The following is a 22,201-nucleotide window of genomic DNA, read 5'->3' on the forward strand; positions in this document are numbered from 1 at the left end:
GTGCATAGGGTAACAGGCCGCAATAAAGGCGCTTATAACCAGATCTTATGGCTTATAACTTTTCCTGCAATTCAGGGCGTTATTTAAGCAAAGTGGCGATAAGGCACTCAGATTGAGGTGATGTTCTTCAGAAATTCGCCCAGTGCCGGGAGATGGAGGGTGTCAATAAAGCCCGGCCCTTGCTGCCACCAGACCGCCAGCCCCACCAGCACCAGGCAAAGCGTGCGCTCCAGCTGGTTGCCCCGCTGGCTGTTCAGGATCGGCACACGGAAGCGCCAGCGGCAGGGCCACAGCAGCGGCACACCGGCCGGGGTGAGCATGTCGGCCATAATATGGCTCAGGTAACCAATGATCATCGCGTGCAGCACATCAAGCGGAATGCCCCAGTCAGCCGGCACCTGGGAGCGGAACAGGAAAATACCGCCGGCGACAGCCAGCAGGCTATGGGTAAACCCCCGGTGGCCGCAAAGGCGGGAGATCGGCAGGGAAAGCCATTTCAGACGTTGGCCAAGCAGCGAGTTGGGGTGGTCTATATCCGGCAGCAGCGAGGTGACCAACGCACCGGGAATAATATGCCACCAGTCCCCCTGGGCGAGCTCAGGGGAAAGTTCTGCCTTTTTGGCAAAAATGGCACAGGCAACAGAAAAAATGAGATGCCCTTCGGCAGTCATACGACAATCCTGACTGAAAAACTGGTAATTTATCCAGTATAAAACATAATGTTGGCGCGCGGAAGCGGTTACCCTGTAACTATTTGCAAGCGCAATCGGCCAGGGTATGAAAGCAGACAACAGCAGGCGGGCAGCAGGCATAAAAAAACGCGGCCGGAGGCCGCGTTGTCGTGATGCGCAGAAACGTTACCGTGCCAGCCAGCCGCCGTCAACCGCCAGCGTATAGCCGTTCACATAATCCGACGCCGCGGACGCCAGGAACACCACCGGCCCCATCATATCTTCCGGTACGCCCCAGCGGCCGGCCGGGATGCGGTCCAGGATCGCTTTGCTGCGGTCTTCATCGTCACGCAACTGCTGGGTATTGTTGGTGGCCATGTAACCCGGCGCGATGGCGTTGACGTTGATGTTGTGCTTTGCCCATTCATTGGCCAGCAGCCGGGTCACGCCCATCACCGCACTTTTGGAGGCAGTATAAGACGGGACGCGGATACCGCCCTGGAAAGAGAGCATGGAAGCGATGTTAATGATCTTGCCGCCGTTGCCCTGTTTAATGAACTGATGCGCCACCGCCTGGGACAGGAAAAACACGGTTTTGATATTGACGTTCATCACGTCATCCCAGTCCTGCTCGGTGAAGGAGAGCGCATCTTCACGGCGGATGATCCCGGCGTTATTCACCAGAATATCGATCCTGCCGAAGGCGGTGACCGCCTGTTCTACCACCGGGGGGATGACCCCGGTGCTGCTCAGGTCAGCTTTTACCGTCAGAAAACGTCGCCCCAGTGCTTCCACGGCCTGCCGGGTTTCCGTGGGTTCTGACATATTAACACCCACAATGTCGCAGCCCGCCTGGGCCAGGCCCAGCGCCATGCCCTGGCCCAGGCCGGTGTTGCAGCCTGTGACCATCGCCACCTTATCTTTCAGTTCAAACGCATTCAGCATCATCTCTCGCTTCTCTTGTCAGCAGCCGGATTGGCGCGGGTTATGCCGTCAGCGGCAGGTGCGCAGGTTAGCGCAGATCGGCCACAGCCACGTGGTCCATGTCATCAAATACCTGGTTCTCGCCGATCATGCCCCAGATAAAGGTATAGCGCTTGGTGCCGACACCGGCATGGATAGACCAGCTTGGCGAGATCACCGCCTGCTCATTGTGCACCAGCAGATGGCGTGTCTCCTGCGGCTCGCCCATCATATGGAAGACCGCGGTCTCTTCGTCCATGTCAAAATAGAAGTAGACTTCCATGCGGCGCTCATGGGTATGGCACGGCATGGTGTTCCACTGGTTGCCGTCCGCCAGTTTGGTCAGCCCCATGGTGAGCTGGCAGGTCGGCAGTACATCCGGCACGATGAATTTGTTGATGGTGCGGCGGTTGCTGGTGGCATCGTCGCCCAGCGTCTGGGGCGAGGCTTCCGCCATGGTAATTTTACGGGTCGGGAAGGTGGTGTGAGCCGGGGCGCTGTTGTAATAGAACTTGGCCGGGCGAGCGGCGTCTACGCTGCTGAAGACCACTTCCTTCGCGCCTTTGCCGACATAGAGCGCTTCTTCAGAGCCGATTTCGAAGGTATCACCATCAACCACGATCAGGCCCGGCCCGCCGATGTTAATGACCCCCAGTTCCCGGCGCTCAAGGAAATAGCTGACGCCCAGTTGCTTACCGACTTCCCCGCCAATCGAGACGCTGTTCTGCACCGGCTTGATGCCGCCGATGATGATGCGGTCGATATGGCTGTAGGTCATGGTGTAGGTGTCGTCTTCAAAGATCTTCTCGATCAGGAATTCCCGGCGCAGGCCGGCAGTATCGAGGTGTTTGGCGTGTTCGCTGTGAATGCTTTGACGGACTTGCATGTCAGTGCCTCTTGAGGGGTAGCGGAGCGGGCGAAGGCCCGTGGGAGGGAATGCACCGGGCAGAGAGGCAGGCCGCGTGGCAGCGACAGCCCGCCTCTCCGGAGTGTGCCCGGTTCATCCTCGTTCTGAAAAAAGCATAAGCCCTGCGGGATGTGAATTCAATAAATATGAAATGATGTTTTATTTATTTTTTGAAGGGCGTCATGCTTTTGCTATTTTTGCGCTGACGCCACAGCCGGAACCCGTAGTATGAGCCACGGTAACCCCCATTTGGTGACAGGAGCAGAGCATGAAAACCTTCTTTTTCGATCAGGAGACCCCGTGGGACGATCTGGGGCAGGGCATCAAACGTAAAGTCATGACCTGGAGTGATGAATTGATGATGGTCGCGGTGCATTTTGAAAAAGGTGCCGTCGGCACCCCGCACCAGCATGACATCCATGACCAGATTGCCTATGTTGCCGCAGGCAGTTTTGAGGTGGAGATTGAAGGGGTGAAACAGGTGCTGAAAACCGGCGATGCCTACCGGGCGGTTAAACATGAGATGCATGGGGTAGTGGCACTGGAAGCGGGCAGTATTCTGATCGACACCTTTTCGCCAAAGCGCGATGACTTCTTATAACGCCTGACGCCGGAGCGCTTCCGGGCCGGGCGGGTGTGCCGCCCGGCCTGGTATCCGGTGCGGTGTCAGGTGAGGTGTTCAACACGTAACTGCGCCAGCGACTCCAGCCTGACGTCTGCCAGCGCCCAGCGGGCATCCCCACGGTTCTCCGGGGCCGGGACCACAATCGAGCGCATCCGCGCCGCTTTGGTGGCGACCATACCGTTAACCGAATCCTCCAGCGTCACGCAGTTAAGCGGATCCACGCCCAGCTCCTGCGCCGCCAGCAGGTAGACCTCCGGGTGTGGCTTGCTGTAAGCCAACGGCTGGGCGGAGACCCGCACCGGGAAATAATCCTCCAGTGCAAACATCGCCAGCACCTTATCCAGCATAAAGCGGGGTGACGCGGACGCCAGGCCGATTTTCAGCCCCTGTTGGCGGCAGAGTTCGAGGGCATGGCTGACGCCGGGCAGCAGCGGGCGATGCTGCTCTACCAGTGCAATCGCGCGGGCGATAATCATCTCCGTCACCTCCGCCCGGCTGGGGCCATGCCACGGCATCGCCTGGTACCACAACTCCACCACCTGATCGATACGCAGCCCCAGCGTGTCCGGCAGGGTGTCACGCTGCGACAGATCCAGCCCCAGCCCGCCGAAGATGTCCAGCTCAGCCTGGGTCCATAACGGCTCTGAATCAATCAGTAACCCATCCATATCAAAAATTGCTGCGTGTATCGGTCGGACATAGGCCATGCGCAAAGGCTCCTTAAGCAGTAAACAGGAAGATAACCGCAGACACTCTACCACTGCCGGCCGCCGGCTGAATATCCCGGCGCCTGCGCCCGGCACGCCGCGCAGGGGCTAAATGATTAAAAGTTTGGGCGGTTTTTGTATCTGTAGGTACACTTGGCTGACAGGAACGACGTCTTTACAAGGGGAATCCATGACGTATCAACAGGCTGGGCGCGTTGCCGTGCTCAAACGGGTATTAGGCTGGGTAGTGTTTATTCCGGCCTTGCTGTCGACAGTGGTGTCACTGCTGAACTTTATCTACAGCCAAAGCAAACAGACTCAGGGTATTAACGCCGTAATGCTGGATTTCCTGCATGTCATGATCGATATGATCCGCTTTAATACCCCGTTCCTGAACGTTTTCTGGCACAACTCGCCGGTGCCTGCGGTGGGCCAGGGGCTGAGCGGGGCGAATGTGATGTTTGCCGTGATTTATATTCTGATCTTCGTCGGGCTGGCCTTGCAGGCGTCCGGCGCACGCATGTCACGGCAAGTCCGCCATATCCGCGAAGGGGTCGAAGACCAGATGATTCTGGAGCAGGCGCGCGGCAGTGAAGGGCGGACGCGGGCGCAGGTCGAAGAGCGGATCATCCTGCCGCGCCATACCATCTTTTTGCAGGTTTTTTCACTCTATATCCTGCCGGTGGTGATCGCGGTAATCGCCTGGCTGGTGCTGAAGCTGCTGGGGCTGATTGCCTGACTCGCGAAACAGGACGAAAGAAACCCGGTGCTGCCGGGTTTTTTTATGCGCTTAGAACGGCTCCGGTTCCGGGTGCAGCAGTTGGTCCACCGCGCGCTGGGCAGCCACCAGGTGCTGGCCGCCAAACAGGTTGCTGCGGTTAAGCAGGAAATAGAGCTGGTAAAGCGGCTGGCGGGCCGGGAAATCTTCCGGCAGCGGCCAGATGCTCTGATAGCCGTCATAGAGCTGGGCCGGCAGGTCAGGGTAACGCGGCAGCATCGCGAGATCACACTCCCGGTCTCCCCAGTAGCAGGCCGGGTCAAACAGCACCGGGCCGTCCGGGCCGAGCGCGCAGTTTCCCGGCCACAGATCGCCATGCAGCAGGGAGGGCTGGGGCTGGTGGTTATGCAACCGCTGTTTCACCAGATCAATAATCTCTTCCATGTTACCGAACACCATGCCTTTTTCCGCGGCCAGCTGTAATTGCCAGCCAATCCGCTGTTCGGCAAAAAAGGTGCTCCAGCGGCGCTGCCAGCTATTGGGCTGCGGCAGCGTGGCCAGGTCGTTGTCAAAATCCAGGCCGAACTGCAGCTGCTCGCTCCACTGGTGCAAGGCCGCCAGTTGTTGCCCGAGCCGGTAAGCTGCCGCGGCATCCAGCGGGCGCAGGGGGATATATTCCAGCAACAGGAAACTGTCATCCCGGTCGCTGCCCACGCCATACACCTCCGGCACCCGCACCGTTTTACTGCGGGCCAGCAGCTCAAGCTGATCGGCTTCTGCAGTAAACATCGGCAGCAATTCGCGGCGGTCCGCTTTGACAAACACCTCATGCTCGCCGTAACTCACCCGCCAGGCCGGATGGATTTCACCGCCGGGCAACTCAACACGCTCGCGTATCTCGGCGATGCCAAGGTGATCATTCAACAGACGACTAATGGCTTGCCACATAGTAGTACCCTCCGTCCGGCCGGTGATTCATCAACGCCGGGAAAGCGCTGATAAAAAACGATCTGGCGCACAGGCAGGCCCCGGAGGGCGCTGCCGGGGCAGCTTGCCCTAGGAAGTATATACGCGATTGATAGTACGCCTGAAAAAAGCGCAAAAATTGTGCAAAGCGGTACGCGGCAGATCACGCTTTTGGCGGCATTTTCGTCTCATTAATCTGTTGCAGGTACTCCTCCAGCGACGCCAGGCTGACTTCCGGAGTCTGGCCCAGCGCGGTTTCACCCAGGCGGGTCGCCAGTTCAGTGACATCCTCCCGGCTGTGCAGGCCGCTGATGCCGTAGCTGTTGGTGCCGAGCTCATGCAATACGCCGTCCTCGCTGGTCAGCGAAGTGGTAAACCCCGCCAGGGTCAGCTGATTGGTGAGCTTTGCCAGGTCAGCCAGGCTCTGCTCCTGATAACGAAAGGTCACGACATAAGGTTTAGGATGTGATAACGCCATAATTCACCTCATTGTTTATTGGGATATTATTGAGAATAGTCCACAAATCCTATTCAGGTGGCACGCCGGAGCCGGTATCCTGACGCCGGTGATGATGAGCACGACAGCGGAAAAAGGGAATGAACATAAACCGAAAACTGAGCTATTTGCTGGCGGCGTTGCTGCTGGCAGGGTGCGCCGGTGAGAAAAAACCGCCGCAGAGCAGCGGCAAGGTGTTTACCGGCACCAATATGAATGCACTGGCCTACAACCAGACCATCCATCAGGCCGCCCGGCGCTATGGGGTCGATGAGACGCTGGTCAAAGCGATTATTCAGGTGGAGTCCGGCTTTAAACCGGATGTGGTCAGCCGTTCCAATGCGGTGGGGCTGATGCAGCTTAAAGCTTCCACTGCCGGGCGTGATGCCTACCGGCTTCAGGGGCGGCGCGGCCAGCCGAGCAGCCGCGAGTTGAAAGATCCCGAAACCAATATTGAATTGGGCACCGCGTACCTGAGCGTACTCCAGCAGCAGCTGGCCGGGATTGACGACCCGCTGACCCTGCGTTATGCCGTCACGGTCGCGTACGTTAACGGGGCCGGTGCGCTGTTGCGCACTTTCTCACCGGATCGCAAGCAGGCGGTACGCGCCATCAACCGGCTGTCACCCACGGCGTTCTACGCGCATATCCAGGCGAACCATCCCGCCCCGCAGGCACCCCGGTATCTCTGGAAGGTGAATACAGCCTATCAGTCCCTGTTGCCGGAAGCCTGATGGCCAGGCGGAAAACGTAGGGCAGGGAGCACGGCAGGTGTGCATGATTGATAATGTAATCAATTCTCATTACTATCCATGCACACTTTTTTACAGGAGTTCCTTGTGCCGCGTTCCCTTTCCCTGCTGGCTGCCGCTGTAGCCCTCTGTTGTGCCGCCCCCGTGATGGCCACCACTTATCCGCTGACCGTCACCGACACCGCCGGCCAGACCGTCACCCTGAAACAGGAGCCGAAACGCCTTATCGTGCAGGATGGCCGGGATATTCTGGCGCTGGCGCTGCTTGACCGGCAAGACCCGTTTGCCCGCGTGGTGGCCTGGAATAACCTGCTGAAAAAGAGCGATGGGGCCACCTGGCAACTGCTTGACCAGAAATGGCCGGCCGCGAAAAAAATCCTGGATATGGGCTTCAGCGACAAAGGGGAAGTGAACCTTGAGAGCGTGATCGCCGAGCGCCCGGATCTGATGGTGGCGCAGCTGCGCGCCAAACCCTCCCTGACTGAAACCGGCGTGCTGGAAAAAATGAAGGCGCTGAATGTGCCGGTGCTGTTTATCGACACCATGCTGAAACCGGTGGAAGACACGCCGAAAAGCATCACCCTGCTGGGAGAAGTGCTTAACCGTGAGCAGGAAGCCAAAGCCTATACCGACTTTTATCAGCAGCACTATCAGGCCGTGCTGGAGAAAGTAAACAATGTCACCCCGAAGCCGCAGGTCTTTATTGAAGCCAAAGCCGGGCTGGGTGGGCTGGATGCCTGCTGCTTCACCCACGCGCATGTCGGGTGGGGCGCGCTGGTGGAGGCCGTCGGCGCCCGGAATATCGGGTCTTCATTGCTGCCGGGCGCAACCGGCGATATCTCCCTGGAAAAGGTCATCAGCCTGAAACCGGATGTCTATATCGTTTCCGGCTCCCAGTGGGCCAGCAAAAATAACGCAGCAGTGCCGTTTGGTTACAACGTCACGCAAGCGCAGGTGGATGCGGCCTTCACGAAAATGAAAAGCCGTGCAGGCTTCAGCGAGGTGTCAGCCATTCGCAACCAGCGCTTCTACGGTATCTACCACAACTTCTATAACCACCCGTACAACATCGTCGGGCTGGAATTCCTGGCGAAATTTATTTACCCGCAACAGTTTTCCAGCCTCGACCCAAACCAGACCTGGGGCGATATTTTAAGCCGTTTCACCACCCTGCCGGCAGGCACCGGCGTGCTGGCCTCACAGGCACCGGCGAAAGGATAACCCTGTCGCCGCGGCTTCAGCCGGGGGCAGCAGGCCATGGCAGCGGCGCGCTTTCCTCTGCCTGCCTGCGATCGGAGAATTCCCAATAAAGGGGTTGGAATCACGAAATTAATTAGTGTTACTATCGCAGGCTGCCGGCAACGCCGTTGGCGGCCAGACTGGTTACCCGTATGGATGGAAATGTAACAATTGTGGGTTAGATTGTCGTCCATGCGTTGAAAATACACTCAAATTTATTACTGCATGTGAACTGTCGTGTGGTTCACCACTGTAGATAAGGAATTATCATGCCTGTTATTACTCTTCCTGATGGAAGCCAGCGTCACTATGACCGTGCCGTCTCCCCGATGGATGTTGCCCTGGATATCGGCCCCGGCCTGGCGAAAGCCTGTATCGCCGGCCGCGTCAACGGGGAGCTGGTTGATGCCAGCGATCTGATCGAGACCGACGCCCAGCTTGCCATCATCACCGCCAAAGATCCGGAAGGCCTGGAAATCCTGCGCCACTCCTGCGCGCACCTGCTGGGGCACGCCATTAAACAGCTGTGGCCGGACACCAAAATGGCCATCGGCCCGGTGATTGATAACGGCTTCTATTACGATGTCGATATTGACCGCACGCTGACCCAGGAAGATCTGGATCTGCTGGAAAAGCGTATGCATGAGCTGGCGGACAAAGATTACGACGTCATCAAGAAGAAAGTGAGCTGGCAGGAGGCGCGTGACACCTTCGCCGCCCGCGGTGAAACCTATAAAATGGCGATCCTGGATGAGAATATCAGCCATGATGACCATCCGGGCCTCTACCATCACGAAGAGTACGTGGATATGTGCCGCGGCCCGCACGTGCCGAACATGCGTTTCTGCCACCATTTCAAGCTGCAGAAAACCTCCGGCGCTTACTGGCGCGGTGACAGCAACAATAAAATGCTGCAACGCATCTACGGGACGGCCTGGGCAGACAAGAAACAGCTGAACGCTTACCTGCAACGTCTGGAAGAAGCGGCCAAGCGTGACCACCGCCGCATCGGCAAGCAGCTTGACCTCTACCACATGCAGGAAGAAGCGCCGGGCATGGTGTTCTGGCATAACGATGGCTGGACCATCTTCCGCGAACTGGAAGCGTTTGTGCGCATGAAGCTCAAAGCGTACCAGTACCAGGAAGTGAAAGGGCCGTTCATGATGGACCGCGTGCTGTGGGAAAAAACCGGGCACTGGGACAACTACAAAGAGGCGATGTTTACCACCTCCTCTGAAAACCGTGAATACTGCATCAAGCCGATGAACTGCCCGGGCCACGTGCAGATCTTCAACCAGGGGCTGAAATCCTACCGTGATTTGCCGCTGCGTATGGCCGAGTTCGGCAGCTGCCACCGTAATGAGCCGTCCGGCGCATTGCACGGCCTGATGCGCGTACGCGGGTTCACCCAGGATGACGCCCACATCTTCTGTACGGAAGATCAGGTGCGTGAAGAGGTGAATGCCTGCATCAAGATGGTGTACGACATGTACAGCACCTTCGGTTTTGAAAAAATTGTGGTAAAATTGTCCACCCGCCCGGAAAAACGTATCGGTTCCGACGAGATGTGGACCCGCGCGGAAGAAGACCTGGCTGCTGCGCTGACTGAAAATGCGATCCCGTTTGAATATCAGCCGGGTGAGGGCGCCTTCTACGGACCGAAAATTGAATTTACCCTGTATGATTGTTTGGATCGTGCGTGGCAGTGTGGTACCGTGCAGCTCGACTTCTCTCTGCCGGGCCGTTTAAGCGCCTCTTACGTCGGAGAGAACAATGACCGTCAGGTCCCGGTCATGATTCACCGTGCCATCCTTGGGTCGATGGAGCGTTTCATCGGTATCCTTACCGAAGAGTACGCCGGCTTCTTCCCGACCTGGCTGGCACCGGTGCAGGTTGTGGTGATGAACATCACTGACAGCCAGTCAGCATACGTTGAGGAAGTGACCAAAAAATTGCAGGAAGTCGGCATTCGTGTGAAAGCGGACTTGAGAAACGAGAAGATAGGCTTTAAAATTCGTGAACACACGCTGCGTCGTGTTCCCTACATGTTGGTTTGCGGTGATAAAGAGGTGGAAACAGGCAAAGTTGCCGTTCGCACCCGCCGCGGAAAAGACCTGGGGAGCCTGGACGTGAGCGAAGTCGTAGACAAACTGCTCAGCGAGATACGCAGCAGAAGTCTTCATCAACTGGAGGAATAAAGTATTAAAGGCGGAAAAAGAGTTCAACCGGCGCGTCCGAATCGCATTAACAGAGAAATTCGCGCCCAAGAAGTGCGCCTTACAGGCGTCGATGGCGAGCAGATTGGTATTGTCAGTCTGAATGAAGCTCTTGAGAAAGCTGAGGAAGCAGGCGTTGATTTAGTCGAAATCAGCCCCAATGCCGAACCGCCGGTATGCCGCGTGATGGATTACGGCAAATTCCTCTATGAGAAGAGCAAGTCCACAAAAGAACAGAAGAAAAAACAAAAAGTTATTCAGGTCAAGGAAATCAAATTCCGGCCTGGTACCGATGATGGCGACTATCAGGTCAAACTGCGCAACCTGGTTCGCTTTCTGGAAGATGGCGATAAAGCCAAAATCACCCTGCGGTTCCGTGGGCGTGAAATGGCGCACCAACAGATCGGTATGGAAGTGCTTAACCGCGTCCGTAAAGACCTGTGTGAAGATTCTGATCTGGCCGTTGTCGAATCCTTCCCTACGAAGATCGAAGGCCGTCAGATGATCATGGTGCTCGCACCTAAGAAGAAACAGTAAGGCTTCCAAGTAATCAATCCCGCGCTGCGTTCGCGTAGCGTGGGATTTTTTCGCCTTCTGGTTCGTTGTAATTAACAATGCGAAGTGGAAATTAAAATGCCAAAGATCAAAACCGTACGTGGCGCCGCTAAACGCTTTAAAAAGACCGCCAACGGTGGTTTCAAGCGTAAGCACGCTAACCTGCGTCATATTCTGACCAAAAAAGCTACTAAGCGTAAACGTCATCTGCGTCCTAAAGGCATGGTATCCAAGAACGATCTTGGCCTTGTCGTCGCATGTCTGCCGTACGCATAATTACACTTTTTTTAATCAAGAATAATACTCAGGAGAGCATATGGCTCGCGTAAAACGTGGTGTGATTGCACGTGCACGTCACAAAAAAATCTTAAAACAGGCGAAAGGCTACTACGGTGCCCGTTCGCGCGTATATCGTGTTGCATTCCAGGCTGTTATCAAAGCTGGTCAATACGCTTACCGTGACCGTCGTCAAAAGAAACGTCAGTTCCGTCAACTGTGGATTGCGCGTATCAACGCTGCAGCCCGTCAGAACGACATGTCTTACAGCAAATTCATTAACGGCCTGAAAAAAGCCTCTATTGAAATTGACCGTAAGATCCTGGCTGACATCGCAGTCTTCGACAAAGTGGCCTTCAGCGCACTGGTTGAGAAAGCGAAAGCAGCACTGGCGTAAGTCAGTTAAAAGAGGGAGCTTGCTCCCTCTTTTACGTTGTAATTCAAAGAGAATGTTTGACTTTTTGCCCCGCAAAACCTGACAATAGCCGTCAGTTGATTTTTAAGGTAATGCACGCATGAATGCTGCTGTTTTCCGCTTCTTTTTTTACTTTAGCGCCTGATTTCAGGAGGCTTCTGCGCGTAAGAGAAGAAACGGAAAATAGCGCCAAAGCCTCCCTCGCGGAGGCTTTTTTTTTGGCGTTAAGCACGGGCATGATGCAGTGCCTTGTGAAGAATCAGCAAGTTACAGGCCGTCAGAGTATTGACCGGCATGAATAATAAACAGACATCAGGCCAGTTGGTCTGAAGAAGAGGAAAGCAATGCCACATCTCGCAGAGCTGGTTGCCAATGCGAAAGCAGCCGTAGAAGATGCCAAGGATGTTGCCGCGTTGGAGTTGGTACGCGTCGAATATTTTGGCAGGAAGGGCCATTTTACCTTGCAGATGCAATCACTGCGTGAGCTGTCGCCGGAAGAGCGCCCGGCAGCCGGTGCCGTGATTAACGAGGCCAAGCAGCAGGTGCAGGATGCCCTGAACGCCCAGAAGCAGAACCTGGAAAGTGCCGCCCTGAATGCGCGGCTGGCAGAAGAGACCATTGATGTCTCCCTGCCGGGCCGGCGGATGGAAAACGGCGGCCTGCACCCGGTAACCCGCACCATTGACCGCATTGAGCAATTCTTCGGCGAGCTGGGCTTCTCCGTGGCGACCGGCCCGGAAATTGAAGATGATTACCACAACTTCGACGCGCTGAACATTCCGGGCCACCACCCGGCCCGCGCTGACCACGACACTTTCTGGTTTGATGCCACGCGCCTGCTGCGTACCCAGACCTCCGGCGTTCAGATCCGCACCATGAAAGCCCAGCAGCCGCCTATCCGCATCATTGCGCCGGGCCGCGTGTACCGTAACGACTACGACCAGACCCACACGCCGATGTTCCATCAGATGGAAGGGCTGATTATCGATAAAGATATCAGCTTCACTAACCTGAAAGGCACGCTGCATGATTTCCTGAACAACTTCTTTGAGGCCGATCTGCAGATCCGCTTCCGTCCTTCCTATTTCCCGTTCACGGAACCCTCCGCGGAAGTGGACGTCATGGGTAAAAACGGCAAGTGGCTGGAAGTGCTGGGCTGCGGCATGGTGCACCCGAATGTGCTGCGCAATGTCGGCATTGACCCGGAAATTTACTCCGGCTTCGCCTTCGGCATGGGTATGGAGCGCCTGACCATGTTGCGTTACGGCGTGACCGATCTGCGTGCATTCTTCGAAAACGATCTGCGTTTCCTCAAACAGTTTAAGTAAGGCGGGAATATCACATGAAATTCAGTGAACTCTGGTTGCGTGAGTGGGTAAACCCAGCCATCAGCAGCAATGAACTGGCCGAGCAAATTACCATGGCCGGCCTGGAAGTGGACGGCGTTGAGCCGGTTGCCGGGGCGTTTCACGGCGTGGTGGTTGGCCATGTGGTGGAGTGCGGCCAGCACCCGAATGCAGACAAACTGCGCGTCACCAAAGTGAATGTAGGCGGCGACCGCCTGCTGGACATCGTCTGCGGCGCGCCAAACTGCCGCCAGGGCCTGAAAGTGGCGGTCGCCACCGTGGGTGCCGTGCTGCCGGGCGACTTCAAAATCAAGGCCGCGAAACTGCGAGGCGAGCCGTCAGAAGGGATGCTCTGCTCCTTCTCTGAGCTGGGTATTTCTGATGACCATAACGGCATCATTGAATTGCCGGAAGACGCGCCGATCGGCACCGACATCCGTGAATTCCTCAAGCTCAATGACAACACCATCGAAATCAGCGTGACGCCAAACCGCGCAGATTGCCTGAGCCTGATCGGCGTGGCGCGTGACGTAGCGGTAAATAACCAGCTGCCGCTGAATGTGCCGGAAATGGCCCCGGTGGCCGCCACACTGACCGACACCCTGCCGATCAAGGTTGAGGCGACAGAAGCCTGCCCACGTTATCTGGGCCGGGTGGTGAAAGGCATCAACGTGAAAGCGGCCACCCCGCTGTGGATGCGTGAGAAGCTGCGCCGTTGCGGCATCCGTTCTATCGATCCGGTGGTGGATGTCACCAACTATGTGCTGCTCGAACTGGGCCAGCCGATGCATGCGTTCGACCTCGACCGCATTGACGGCGGCATTGTGGTGCGGATGGCGCAACCGGATGAAACGCTGGTGTTGCTGGACGGCACCGAAGTCAAACTGCGTGATGACACGCTGGTGATTGCCGATCACCAGAAAGCGCTGGCGATGGGCGGCATCTTCGGTGGTGAGCATTCGGGCGTGAATGAAGAGACGCAAAATGTGCTGCTGGAGTGCGCTTTCTTTGACCCGCTGGCGATCACCGGCCGTGCACGCCGTTACGGCCTGCACACTGACGCCTCACACCGCTACGAGCGCGGCGTAGACCCGGCGCTGCAACCCCAGGCCCTGGAACGTGCCACCGCGCTGTTGCTGGCCATCTGCGGCGGCCAGGCCGGCCCGGTGATTGACGTCACCCATGAGGCGAGCTTGCCGCGCCCGGCGACCATCACCCTGCGCCGTGAAAAACTTGATCGCCTGATCGGGATTCAGGTCGAAGACCAGCAGGTCAGTGACATCCTGAGCCGCCTGGGCTGCACCGTGACCACCCTTGACGGCGGCTGGCAGGCCGTGGCCCCAAGCTGGCGCTTTGACATGCAGATCGAAGAGGATCTGGTGGAAGAGGTGGCACGCGTTTACGGCTACAACAACATCCCGGACGTGCCGGTCAGGGCGAACCTGGAGATGACCACGCACCGCGAAGCCGACCTGTCGCTTAAGCGCGTGAAAACCATGCTGGTAGACCGCGGTTATCAGGAAGCGATCACCTACAGCTTTGTTGACCCGAAAGTGCAGGCATTGCTGCATCCGGGTGAAGAGGCGCTGATCCTGCCCAGCCCGATCTCGGTAGAGATGTCGGCCATGCGCCTCTCCCTGTGGACCGGCCTGCTGTCTGCCGTGGTGTATAACCAGAACCGCCAGCAAGGGCGCGTACGCCTGTTTGAAAGCGGCCTGCGTTTTGTGCCTGATAGTTCGGCAGATCTGGCTATCCGGCAGGATCTCATGCTGGCAGGCGTGATTGCCGGCCATCGCTACGAAGAACACTGGGATCTGGCGCGCCAGCCGGTTGACTTCTACGATATGAAAGGTGATCTCGAAGCAATTCTGGATCTTACCGGGAAAGCAGCGGAAATCCAGTTCCGTGCCGAAGCCAATCCGGCGCTGCACCCAGGCCAGAGCGCCGCGATTTATTTGCAGGGCGAACGTATTGGTTTCATTGGAGTCGTGCACCCGGAGCTGGAGCGTAAACTGGATCTGAACGGCCGTACTATCGTGTTCGAACTGCTGTGGAATAAGCTCGCAGACCGCGTCCTGCCTGATGCGAGCGAGATTTCCCGCTTCCCGGCAAACCGCCGTGACATCGCAATTGTAGTGGCAGAAAACGTTCCCGCAGACGATATTTTGGTCGAATGTAAGAAAGTTGGCGCAAATCAGGTAGTTGGCGTAAACTTGTTTGATGTGTACCGTGGCAAGGGCGTGGCAGACGGTTTTAAGAGCCTGGCTATCAGTCTGGTATTGCAGGATACCGCTCGTACACTGGAAGAAGAGGAGATCGCCGCTACCGTTGCAAAATGTGTAGAGGCTCTGAAACAGCGATTCCAAGCATCCTTGAGGGATTGAACCTATGGCGCTTACTAAAGCTGAAATGTCAGAACACCTGTTTGAAAAGCTCGGGCTGAGCAAACGGGATGCCAAAGACCTGGTGGAGTTGTTCTTCGAAGAAGTACGCCGTGCTTTGGAAAATGGAGAACAAGTCAAGTTGTCAGGGTTTGGCAACTTTGATCTGCGCGACAAAAACCAACGTCCGGGCCGTAACCCGAAAACGGGCGAGGACATTCCGATTACGGCGCGTCGTGTGGTCACTTTCCGTCCGGGGCAGAAGTTAAAAAGCCGGGTAGAAAATGCGACGCCGAAAGAGTAAGCAATCACCCTGTTAAAAAAGGCCGCCTTGTGCGGCCTTTTTCTTTGTCCTTTTTTCTGTTTCCTTTTTAGCATTAGTGAAAATATAAAGCGCATTCCTTTTATTCCCTGCCTTGGGTTAGCCTGATGTGCTTTTTTATTTATTTGTGGGGAAAAGTAAATTAACTTCAGGATTATTCCGATATCTGTAAGGGAAAAATAAAGCAGAGGGAAAAGGGAGGGGGGAATAAGTAAGGAAATAAAAAAGGGAGCGAGGCTCCCTTGTTATTCATAACGTAATACAGTGCTGTGCTGAATTAAGTCAAATTAACCGGCGATTATGCGACAGGTTTAACGGTCAAACCGCATACCTGGGCCACCACCGCCATGACCGCCGCCACCGTGGCCGCCGCCCCAGCCACCGCCGCCCGGAGGCGGGAACAGGCAACCGGAGAGAGATGTGACTACCAGAGCAATACCAAGCATAGCAATTAATTTACGCATCATTTTTATAACCCTCTCATTGAATGCACGCTCAGTATAAAAGCGGCAATAAATAAAGCACGTAAGCTTATCGTTAAGAGTTGTTAAAGGGGATGCGGATTAACCGGCTATTTAAAATAAAACATCCGCGGCGTTGAAGTGTAAGGATTGCGTAAGATCAATGAAAGTGATGTGCAAATACGCCATCTGGCGATAGCAGTAAAAATTAAGAGTTGATATAAAAAGCCATGCCTAAATAAATAAGGTGAGCATAAAATGAAAAGTTCTTCTTTACTGTTGCGTAGTGTGGTGTTGTGCGGCGTTCTGGCGCTGCCGATGATTGCGCAGGCAGGTGTATCCCTTGATATTAATGTTCCTGGCGTTTCATTACATTTGGGTGATCAGGATAAACGGGGCTATTACTGGGACGGCTACGACTGGCGTCCGCCGCAGTGGTGGCACGAGCACAAAAACAAACACATCGGCGACCGCAACGAGCGCGGCCTTTACTGGAACGGCGGTGGCTGGCAGCCGCACCGCCCGCCGCAACGCAATGCCGCGCCACACGCCCCGCAGCATGACAATGGCCCGCGCGGCCATGACAAGCCCGGCAATGATCATCCCGGCAACCCTGGTAAGGGTAATAAGGGCGATCGGGGGAATCACGGGGGTGACGACCACCGCGGCGGTAACGGCCGGCCGGTGCCGCCACAGGAGAATGGCCCGCGCCATTGATTCCGGTAACACACGCTCAGGCCGCGCAATGCGGCCTGATTTTTTTATGCCTGCACGCCACCGTGGCTCCCCTCTGGAGCTGACGCCCGCTTCCCGGTAGGATGGACGATCAATCCCATTGATTTATCGGCATTGCCGCATCCGGAAACTGTTATGCACCGCGCTCCCGCTTCCTCCTCTGACCTGACCTTTTCCCACCTCGTGCGGCAACAGCAGCGTCGCGATCGCCGTGGGCTATTACTGCTGGCGTTGCTGCTGGCGGCCGTGGTGGCGCTCAGCCTCAGCGCCGGGGAAGCCTGGATCACACCGCGCCACTGGTGGGATGACGGCGCGCGTTTGTTTGTCTGGCAGATCCGCTTGCCGCGTACACTGGCCGTGCTGCTGGCCGGGGCCGCCCTGGCAATGGCCGGTGCCGTGATGCAGTCGCTGTTTGAAAACCCGCTGGCCGAGCCGGGACTCCTGGGGGTGGCCAACGGTGCCGGGGTGGCACTGGTGCTGGCGCTGCTGCTGGGGCAGGGCGTGTTGCCGGGGTGGCTTATCAGCCTGAGTGCGGTGGCCGGCGCGCTGATCGTCACCTTTTTGTTACTGATGGTTGCCCGGCGACGCTTACTCAGCAATGCACGGCTATTATTAGTCGGCGTGGCGCTGGGGATTGTCTGCAGCGCCGTGATGACCTGGGCGGTTTACTTCAGCACCGAACTCGATCTGCGCCAGCTGATGTACTGGATGATGGGCGGGTTTGGCGGAGTGGACTGGCAACAGGGCTGGCTGATGCTGGGGTTATTGCCGGTCGCGCTCTGGCTGGGCGGGCAGGGCAACGCCCTGAACCTGCTGGCGCTGGGCGCTGTGCAGGCGCGGCAACTGGGGCTGGACGTCACCCTGTGGCGCAGCCTGCTGGTACTGGCCGTAGGCTGGCTGGTCGGGGTCAGCGTGGCGCTGGCCGGGGTGATTGGCTTTGTCGGGCTGGTTATCCCCCATATCCTGCGGCTGTGCGGGCTGACTGACCAGCGCCGCCTGATGCCGGGGTGCGCCCTGGCTGGGGCGGCGATCCTGCTGCTGGCGGATGTGCTGGCCCGCACGCTGCTGCCGGCCGCGGAACTGCCGATTGGTGTGGTCACCGCCACCCTCGGTGCCCCGGTCTTTATCTGGTTGCTGGTGCGGCTGAAAGAGCGGCAGGCGTAAGGCCGCCGTCCACCGGTTACCCTTTTCTCCGCGGCAGCGTGCTGCCCGGAACACTCCAACAGAAGGACTGATGCGATGAATAATGTTGATTTCTCTATCCCGCTGCAAACCATTGACGGTAAATCCACCACACTGGAGGCGTATAAAGGGTCCGTACTGCTGATCGTGAACGTGGCCTCAAAATGCGGGCTGACCAAACAGTACGAACAGCTGCAAGGGATTTACGACGCATGGCACCCGCGCGGTTTTGAGGTGCTCGGCTTCCCGAGCAATGAATTTGCCGGGCAGGAGCCGGGCAGTGAGGCGGAGATCCAGGCATTTTGCAGCACCACCTACGGCGTCACCTTCCCAATGTTCAGTAAAATCGAGGTCAATGGTGATAACCGCCACCCGCTTTACCAGGCGCTGGTTGAAGCCTGCCCAACGGCCGTGCAGGCAGAAGGCAGCGAGTTCTATAACCGCCTTGCCAGCAAAGGCCGCGAACCGAAATTCTCCCAGGATATCCTCTGGAATTTCGAAAAATTCCTGGTGGGGCGTGACGGCACGGTGATCCAGCGCTTTGCGCCGGACATGGATCCGCAGGATCCGATCATCATGGAAGCGATCAAGATCGCCCTGGCAAAATAGTGATGCTGCAACTCCGGCAATTTGCGGTGGCGGGGCGACTCGCCCCGTTCAGCGCGGAGGTGCCCGCCAGGTGTCAGGTGCATCTGATCGGCCCGAACGGGGCGGGCAAAAGCTCGTTGCTGGCGGCCCTGGCCGGAGTGACTGCCGGCAGCGGCGACGCCCGGCTGGCCGGTGAGCCGCTGCTTACGCAGCCTGGGCGGCAGCAGGCCGGGCATCGTGCCTACCTGAGCCAGCAACAGCCCCCGGTTTCCATGATGCCGGTGTTCCAGTATCTGGCTTTGCACCAGCCGCCGGGCAGCCCACCGCAGGCGGCAGAACGGGTGGTCGCCGATCTTGCAGACCGGCTTCGCATGGCGGATAAACTGGCGCGCCCGACCACGATGCTCTCCGGCGGTGAGTGGCAACGGGTACGGCTGATGGCGGTGCTGCTCCAGATCTGGCCGACGCTTAATCCGCATGGGCGGCTGTTGCTGCTTGATGAACCGGTCAACAGTCTGGACGTGGCCCAAAAGGCCGCGCTGGACCAACTGATTGCTGAGGTGTGCCGCCACGGCCTGTGCGTGATCCTCAGCGCCCATGACCTCAACCACACCCTGCACCAGGCTGACGCCGTCTGGTTACTGCATCAGGGGAAACTGGTGGCCGCCGGTGACCCGGATGCCGTGATGCAACCGTCAGTGCTTGAGCCGGTGTATGGGGTGACCTTCCAGCGGCATGAGGCCGCCGGGCACCAGTGGCTGATCACCCGGACGGCCTGAATCCGCGGAATAAGCCAAATTTCGTGACGATACGGTATAAAATGCCTGTTTAGCGGCAAAACCCCTGTTTTTCCATTGGAAAGCGGAAAAAAATCAGGCTACATTGAGCAGCGCGCCCGCGGCATTCACAGGCCGGGGCAAGGAGGTTTCCCGCTGGGAAATAAGGTTGGTTTTGCTTCTCCATCAAGGATGTTCCGCCATGCGACGTTGGCCATTACTCATCTGCATACTCTTCATCAGCGGGGTATTAGTGGGGTGCAGCAGCCATGCTCCGCCGCCCAGCGGCCGGCTGGCGGATTCCATCACCGTGGTGGCCGAGCTTAACGACCAACTCCGGCAATGGCACGGCACCCCCTACCGTTATGGCGGCCTCAGCCAGGGCGGGGTGGACTGCTCCGGCTTTGTTTACCTCACCTTCCAGGATCGCTTTGACCTGCAACTGCCGCGTACCACCAAAGCACAGACCCGCATCGGCACCGAAGTGTCGCGGGACGAACTGCTGCCCGGCGATCTCATCTTCTTCAAGACCGGCAGCGGCGAAAATGGCCTGCATGTCGGTATTTATGATACGGATGACACCTTTATCCACGCCTCCACCAGCCAGGGTGTGACCCGGTCATCCCTGGATAATGTTTACTGGAAGCGCGTCTATTGGCAGGCGCGGCGCATTTAGCACGCTTCCCCAGCCCAAGGAGGGTACATGACGCCCCGTTTACGTTTACTGATCTCTGACTCCTATGACCCGTGGTTCAACCTGGCGGTAGAGGAGTGCATTTTCCGACAGATGACCACCCAGCGGGTACTGTTCCTGTGGCGCAATGCAGAAACCGTGGTGATCGGCCAGGCGCAGAACCCGTGGAAAGAGTGCAATACCCGGCGCATGGAGCAAGACGGCATCAAACTGGCGCGCCGCAGCAGCGGGGGCGGGGCGGTGTTCCACGATCTCGGCAACACCTGCTTTACCTTTATGGCCGGTAAGCCGGAGTATGACAAAACCGTCTCGACCCGGATCATCCTCAACGCCTTGCAGGCGCTCGGCATTCCGGCGTCGGCGTCGGGGCGTAACGATCTGGTGGTCAGCACACCACAGGGCGAGCGGAAGATTTCCGGCTCTGCCTACCGCGAAACCGCCGATCGCGGTTTCCACCACGGCACGCTGCTGCTGGATGCTGACCTCAGCCGCCTGGCGGACTACCTGAACCCTGACATCAAAAAGTTACAGGCCAAAGGCATCACCTCGGTGCGCGGGCGGGTGGCGAATCTCAGCGAGCTGCACCCCGGCCTGACCCACCAGCAGGTGTGTGATGCCGTGATCGCCGCCTTTTTCAGCTGGTATGGCGAAGAGGTGGAGGCCGAGGTGATCTCGCCCGACGTCTTCCCCGACTTGCCGGGGTTCCCGGAACAGTTTGCCAAACAGAGCAGCTGGGCGTGGAATTTCGGCAAGGCCCCGGCGTTCAGCCACCTGCTGGATGAGCGTTTTGTCTGGGGCGGCATTGACCTCTATCTGGACATTGAGCATGGGCATATCCGCCGCGCGCAACTGTTCACCGACAGCCTCCAGCCGGAGCCTTTTCAGGCGCTGGCCGGGCACCTGGTGGGCTGCGCCTACCAGAGTGAGGCAGTAGCGGCCCGCTGCCTGGCAATGGCCGCTGCCTGTCCGCAGCAACAGGCCGAATTCCAGGCGCTCGCCGACTGGCTGGAGCGCGTTCTGAAATAGCCGCCCCACAGGCAACGCCGGTGATCATAATGGTTAAGGCCAGCAATCATTAACGCCGGCGTAGGGCTTCCCGCCCTGCAGGGTTACCCGGTTTTCCGGCCGGTTTCGGCCCTTTTTCCGTCTAAACAGTTGCCTGATGAACCGAAGCGCGAAGCGCGTGACTTCGCTGGTTATTTTTTATACAGTTAATACTTAAATAAGTGCGATGGTTCCCCGCCGGATACCGGCAAGATAAATTCTTAAAAAATCAGGCCCACCTTTAATTTTTGCTTGGAAAACAACATAATGCTTTATATCTACGCATAATGCGCGCAGTGCCGGAGGCAGTGCGCGCTGGCGTTTGCCGGAAAAAATAACGCCGGCTATGCCCTGATGCCTGCCCGGAACTGAGATGAAAATACAACGCGAGACGACGTTCATCAGCAGCTTTTTCTTCCAGCCTGTCTATACCCTGCAAGGGTCGCTGCTGGCCGTTGAACTGCTCGTGCGTTTTAACAGTGAAGACCATAAGTTAAGTACCCCAACCGAGCTGGTGATGAAGTCACTCGATCGGCCGCAAATTGTGGCGTTGCTGATGGAGCAGGTGGCCTGGGCTGAACGCCATGCTGACTGGTTTCACCGGGCGGGTGTGCCGCTGAACCTGAATATCGGCGAGGCGTGTGCCAGGGCGATTGTGCAGGAGCCGGTGCTGCGCCGCCACCTGACCGCCTTGCCGTTTGTCCACCTGGAGATTGCCGAGTCTTACCCGGCGCTCTCCAGCGGCAAACGTAACCCGGTGCTCGCGGCATTAAGCCGTGATTTTACCCTGTGGCTGGACAGCTTTGGCTCCGGCAACGCCACCCTGACGCCGCTGTTTGACGGGCTGTTTGATTACGTGAAAGTGGATAAAACCTTTTTCTGGCAACTGGTGGATGGCGAACACTTCACCATCGTGATGCCTTCGCTTATCCGTAACGTCAACCGTTTCTGCCACGGCATTATTATTGAAGGGGTGGACAGCCCCGCCTATTTCAATGCGTTTTCTGAATTGCCGCTGGCGGGCGTTCAGGGCCAGCTCTGGCCCAGCCGCGATGAAAACCAACTGGACAGCCTGCTGCAAAAACCCGCCGAATTTCGCTGATTCCTTCCGGTAACCCCCTGTCTGCTGCCCGTTGTCTGGTATGAATTCCCCGCCCGGCGTTCTA

At 57.4% G+C, this 22,201-nt stretch carries 27 protein-coding genes and 1 other annotated feature; of the genes, 20 read left to right on the top strand and 7 right to left on the bottom strand.

Translation table 11 applies throughout. The features are described 5' to 3' along the window. Nucleotides 1-107: 107 nt before the first annotated feature. The 3 genes from JK232_RS14030 to kduI form a co-directional block, all read right to left on the bottom strand. Nucleotides 108-671, bottom strand: a complete 564-nt coding sequence (locus JK232_RS14030) for a metal-dependent hydrolase (protein ID WP_072930990.1) — start codon at nt 669-671, stop codon at nt 108-110. Nucleotides 672-857: 186 nt separating this feature from the next. Next, on the bottom strand, nt 858-1,619 hold the full coding sequence (gene kduD / locus JK232_RS14035) for a 2-dehydro-3-deoxy-D-gluconate 5-dehydrogenase KduD (protein ID WP_212589326.1): 762 nt from the start codon (nt 1,617-1,619) through the stop codon (nt 858-860). A 64-nt stretch (nt 1,620-1,683) separates the two neighbouring features. Next, nucleotides 1,684-2,520: a 5-dehydro-4-deoxy-D-glucuronate isomerase gene (kduI, locus tag JK232_RS14040; RefSeq protein WP_072930987.1), complete on the bottom strand. Its 837-nt coding sequence runs from the start codon at nt 2,518-2,520 to the stop codon at nt 1,684-1,686. Nucleotides 2,521-2,596: 76 nt separating this feature from the next. Between kduI and JK232_RS14045 the strand changes: the two genes are divergently transcribed. Then, on the top strand, nt 2,597-2,773 hold the full coding sequence (locus JK232_RS14045; RefSeq protein WP_165698423.1) for a hypothetical protein: 177 nt from the start codon (nt 2,597-2,599) through the stop codon (nt 2,771-2,773). A gap of 36 nt (nt 2,774-2,809) precedes the next feature. Continuing rightward, on the top strand, nt 2,810-3,142 hold the full coding sequence (locus tag JK232_RS14050; RefSeq protein WP_072930985.1) for a cupin domain-containing protein: 333 nt from the start codon (nt 2,810-2,812) through the stop codon (nt 3,140-3,142). A gap of 65 nt (nt 3,143-3,207) precedes the next feature. On the opposite strand, the gene hxpB is transcribed toward JK232_RS14050, so the two are convergent. Next, entirely contained in the window at nt 3,208-3,873 is a 666-nt protein-coding gene (hxpB, locus tag JK232_RS14055) for a hexitol phosphatase HxpB (RefSeq protein WP_072930975.1), read from the bottom strand. 190 nt (nt 3,874-4,063) lie between these two features. Here hxpB and JK232_RS14060 point away from each other — a divergent pair, with 190 nt between their 5' ends. Continuing rightward, nucleotides 4,064-4,612 (top strand): YniB family protein, encoded by a 549-nt coding sequence (locus tag JK232_RS14060; protein WP_101829401.1) that lies wholly within the window; start codon nt 4,064-4,066, stop codon nt 4,610-4,612. A 51-nt stretch (nt 4,613-4,663) separates the two neighbouring features. Here the strand turns inward: JK232_RS14060 and JK232_RS14065 are convergent, their stop codons facing one another. Both JK232_RS14065 and ghoS read right to left on the bottom strand, forming a co-directional pair. Beyond that, nucleotides 4,664-5,539 (bottom strand): fructosamine kinase family protein, encoded by an 876-nt coding sequence (locus tag JK232_RS14065; RefSeq protein WP_072930972.1) that lies wholly within the window; start codon nt 5,537-5,539, stop codon nt 4,664-4,666. A 181-nt stretch (nt 5,540-5,720) separates the two neighbouring features. Further along, nucleotides 5,721-6,035 carry a type V toxin-antitoxin system endoribonuclease antitoxin GhoS gene (ghoS, locus tag JK232_RS14070; protein ID WP_072930970.1) on the bottom strand — a complete coding sequence of 105 codons (315 nt, stop codon included), beginning with the start codon at nt 6,033-6,035 and terminating at the stop codon, nt 5,721-5,723. Nucleotides 6,036-6,160: 125 nt separating this feature from the next. Here ghoS and JK232_RS14075 point away from each other — a divergent pair, with 125 nt between their 5' ends. The 16 genes from JK232_RS14075 to JK232_RS14150 all read left to right on the top strand — a co-directional run bounded on the left by JK232_RS14075 (nt 6,161) and on the right by JK232_RS14150 (nt 21,017). Further along, a complete protein-coding gene (locus JK232_RS14075; protein ID WP_101829404.1) occupies nt 6,161-6,787 on the top strand; it encodes a transglycosylase SLT domain-containing protein in 627 nt (208 codons plus the stop codon). Nucleotides 6,788-6,865: 78 nt separating this feature from the next. Continuing rightward, on the top strand, nt 6,866-8,026 hold the full coding sequence (locus JK232_RS14080; RefSeq protein ID WP_175558171.1) for an ABC transporter substrate-binding protein: 1,161 nt from the start codon (nt 6,866-6,868) through the stop codon (nt 8,024-8,026). A gap of 287 nt (nt 8,027-8,313) precedes the next feature. Then, complete coding sequence (thrS, locus tag JK232_RS14085; protein WP_072930965.1) at nt 8,314-10,242, top strand: threonine--tRNA ligase; 1,929 nt, start codon at nt 8,314-8,316, stop codon at nt 10,240-10,242. 3 nt (nt 10,243-10,245) lie between these two features. Beyond that, nucleotides 10,246-10,797 carry a translation initiation factor IF-3 gene (gene infC, locus JK232_RS14090; RefSeq protein ID WP_072930963.1) on the top strand — a complete coding sequence of 184 codons (552 nt, stop codon included), beginning with the start codon at nt 10,246-10,248 and terminating at the stop codon, nt 10,795-10,797. Nucleotides 10,798-10,893: 96 nt separating this feature from the next. Continuing rightward, the gene (gene rpmI, locus JK232_RS14095; protein ID WP_072930961.1) at nt 10,894-11,091 is read left to right on the top strand and encodes a 50S ribosomal protein L35; all 198 of its coding nucleotides are present in this window, start codon (nt 10,894-10,896) and stop codon (nt 11,089-11,091) included. Between the two features lie 40 nt (nt 11,092-11,131). Continuing rightward, a complete protein-coding gene (gene rplT / locus JK232_RS14100) occupies nt 11,132-11,488 on the top strand; it encodes a 50S ribosomal protein L20 (protein ID WP_013576134.1) in 357 nt (118 codons plus the stop codon). A 113-nt stretch (nt 11,489-11,601) separates the two neighbouring features. Then, nucleotides 11,602-11,726 (top strand) — a sequence feature (Phe leader region). Next, nucleotides 11,607-11,651 carry a pheST operon leader peptide PheM gene (gene pheM, locus JK232_RS14105; RefSeq protein WP_165698429.1) on the top strand — a complete coding sequence of 15 codons (45 nt, stop codon included), beginning with the start codon at nt 11,607-11,609 and terminating at the stop codon, nt 11,649-11,651. (Overlaps the previous feature by 45 nt.) 124 nt (nt 11,727-11,850) lie before the next feature. Next, nucleotides 11,851-12,834, top strand: coding sequence for a phenylalanine--tRNA ligase subunit alpha (gene pheS, locus JK232_RS14110; protein ID WP_212589327.1), 984 nt, complete (start codon nt 11,851-11,853; stop codon nt 12,832-12,834). A gap of 14 nt (nt 12,835-12,848) precedes the next feature. Then, complete coding sequence (gene pheT, locus JK232_RS14115) at nt 12,849-15,236, top strand: phenylalanine--tRNA ligase subunit beta (protein WP_072930957.1); 2,388 nt, start codon at nt 12,849-12,851, stop codon at nt 15,234-15,236. Nucleotides 15,237-15,240: 4 nt separating this feature from the next. After that, nucleotides 15,241-15,537, top strand: coding sequence for an integration host factor subunit alpha (ihfA, locus tag JK232_RS14120; protein WP_004717732.1), 297 nt, complete (start codon nt 15,241-15,243; stop codon nt 15,535-15,537). A gap of 737 nt (nt 15,538-16,274) precedes the next feature. Continuing rightward, complete coding sequence (locus JK232_RS14125) at nt 16,275-16,733, top strand: DUF2502 domain-containing protein (protein ID WP_072930956.1); 459 nt, start codon at nt 16,275-16,277, stop codon at nt 16,731-16,733. A 153-nt stretch (nt 16,734-16,886) separates the two neighbouring features. Continuing rightward, nucleotides 16,887-17,915: a vitamin B12 ABC transporter permease BtuC gene (gene btuC / locus JK232_RS14130; protein ID WP_101828873.1), complete on the top strand. Its 1,029-nt coding sequence runs from the start codon at nt 16,887-16,889 to the stop codon at nt 17,913-17,915. 75 nt (nt 17,916-17,990) lie between these two features. Then, nucleotides 17,991-18,542 (top strand): glutathione peroxidase, encoded by a 552-nt coding sequence (locus tag JK232_RS14135; protein ID WP_072930952.1) that lies wholly within the window; start codon nt 17,991-17,993, stop codon nt 18,540-18,542. 2 nt (nt 18,543-18,544) lie between these two features. Next, complete coding sequence (gene btuD / locus JK232_RS14140) at nt 18,545-19,300, top strand: vitamin B12 ABC transporter ATP-binding protein BtuD (RefSeq protein ID WP_212589350.1); 756 nt, start codon at nt 18,545-18,547, stop codon at nt 19,298-19,300. Between the two features lie 199 nt (nt 19,301-19,499). Beyond that, nucleotides 19,500-19,973 carry a C40 family peptidase gene (locus JK232_RS14145; protein WP_072930948.1) on the top strand — a complete coding sequence of 158 codons (474 nt, stop codon included), beginning with the start codon at nt 19,500-19,502 and terminating at the stop codon, nt 19,971-19,973. A gap of 27 nt (nt 19,974-20,000) precedes the next feature. Next, nucleotides 20,001-21,017, top strand: coding sequence for a lipoate--protein ligase (locus tag JK232_RS14150; protein WP_072930946.1), 1,017 nt, complete (start codon nt 20,001-20,003; stop codon nt 21,015-21,017). Between the two features lie 192 nt (nt 21,018-21,209). Here JK232_RS14150 and JK232_RS14155 read toward each other — a convergent pair whose 3' ends face one another. Further along, nucleotides 21,210-21,437, bottom strand: coding sequence for a hypothetical protein (locus tag JK232_RS14155; protein WP_146000765.1), 228 nt, complete (start codon nt 21,435-21,437; stop codon nt 21,210-21,212). Between JK232_RS14155 and JK232_RS14160 the strand changes: the two genes are divergently transcribed. Further along, the gene (locus JK232_RS14160) at nt 21,409-22,137 is read left to right on the top strand and encodes an EAL domain-containing protein (RefSeq protein ID WP_072930944.1); all 729 of its coding nucleotides are present in this window, start codon (nt 21,409-21,411) and stop codon (nt 22,135-22,137) included. The genes JK232_RS14155 and JK232_RS14160 overlap by 29 nt on opposite strands. Nucleotides 22,138-22,201 lie beyond the last annotated feature (64 nt).

The sequence above is a fragment of the Nissabacter archeti genome, from assembly GCF_018257325.1.
In the GTDB taxonomy this organism is placed as follows: domain Bacteria; phylum Pseudomonadota; class Gammaproteobacteria; order Enterobacterales; family Enterobacteriaceae; genus Chimaeribacter; species Chimaeribacter arupi.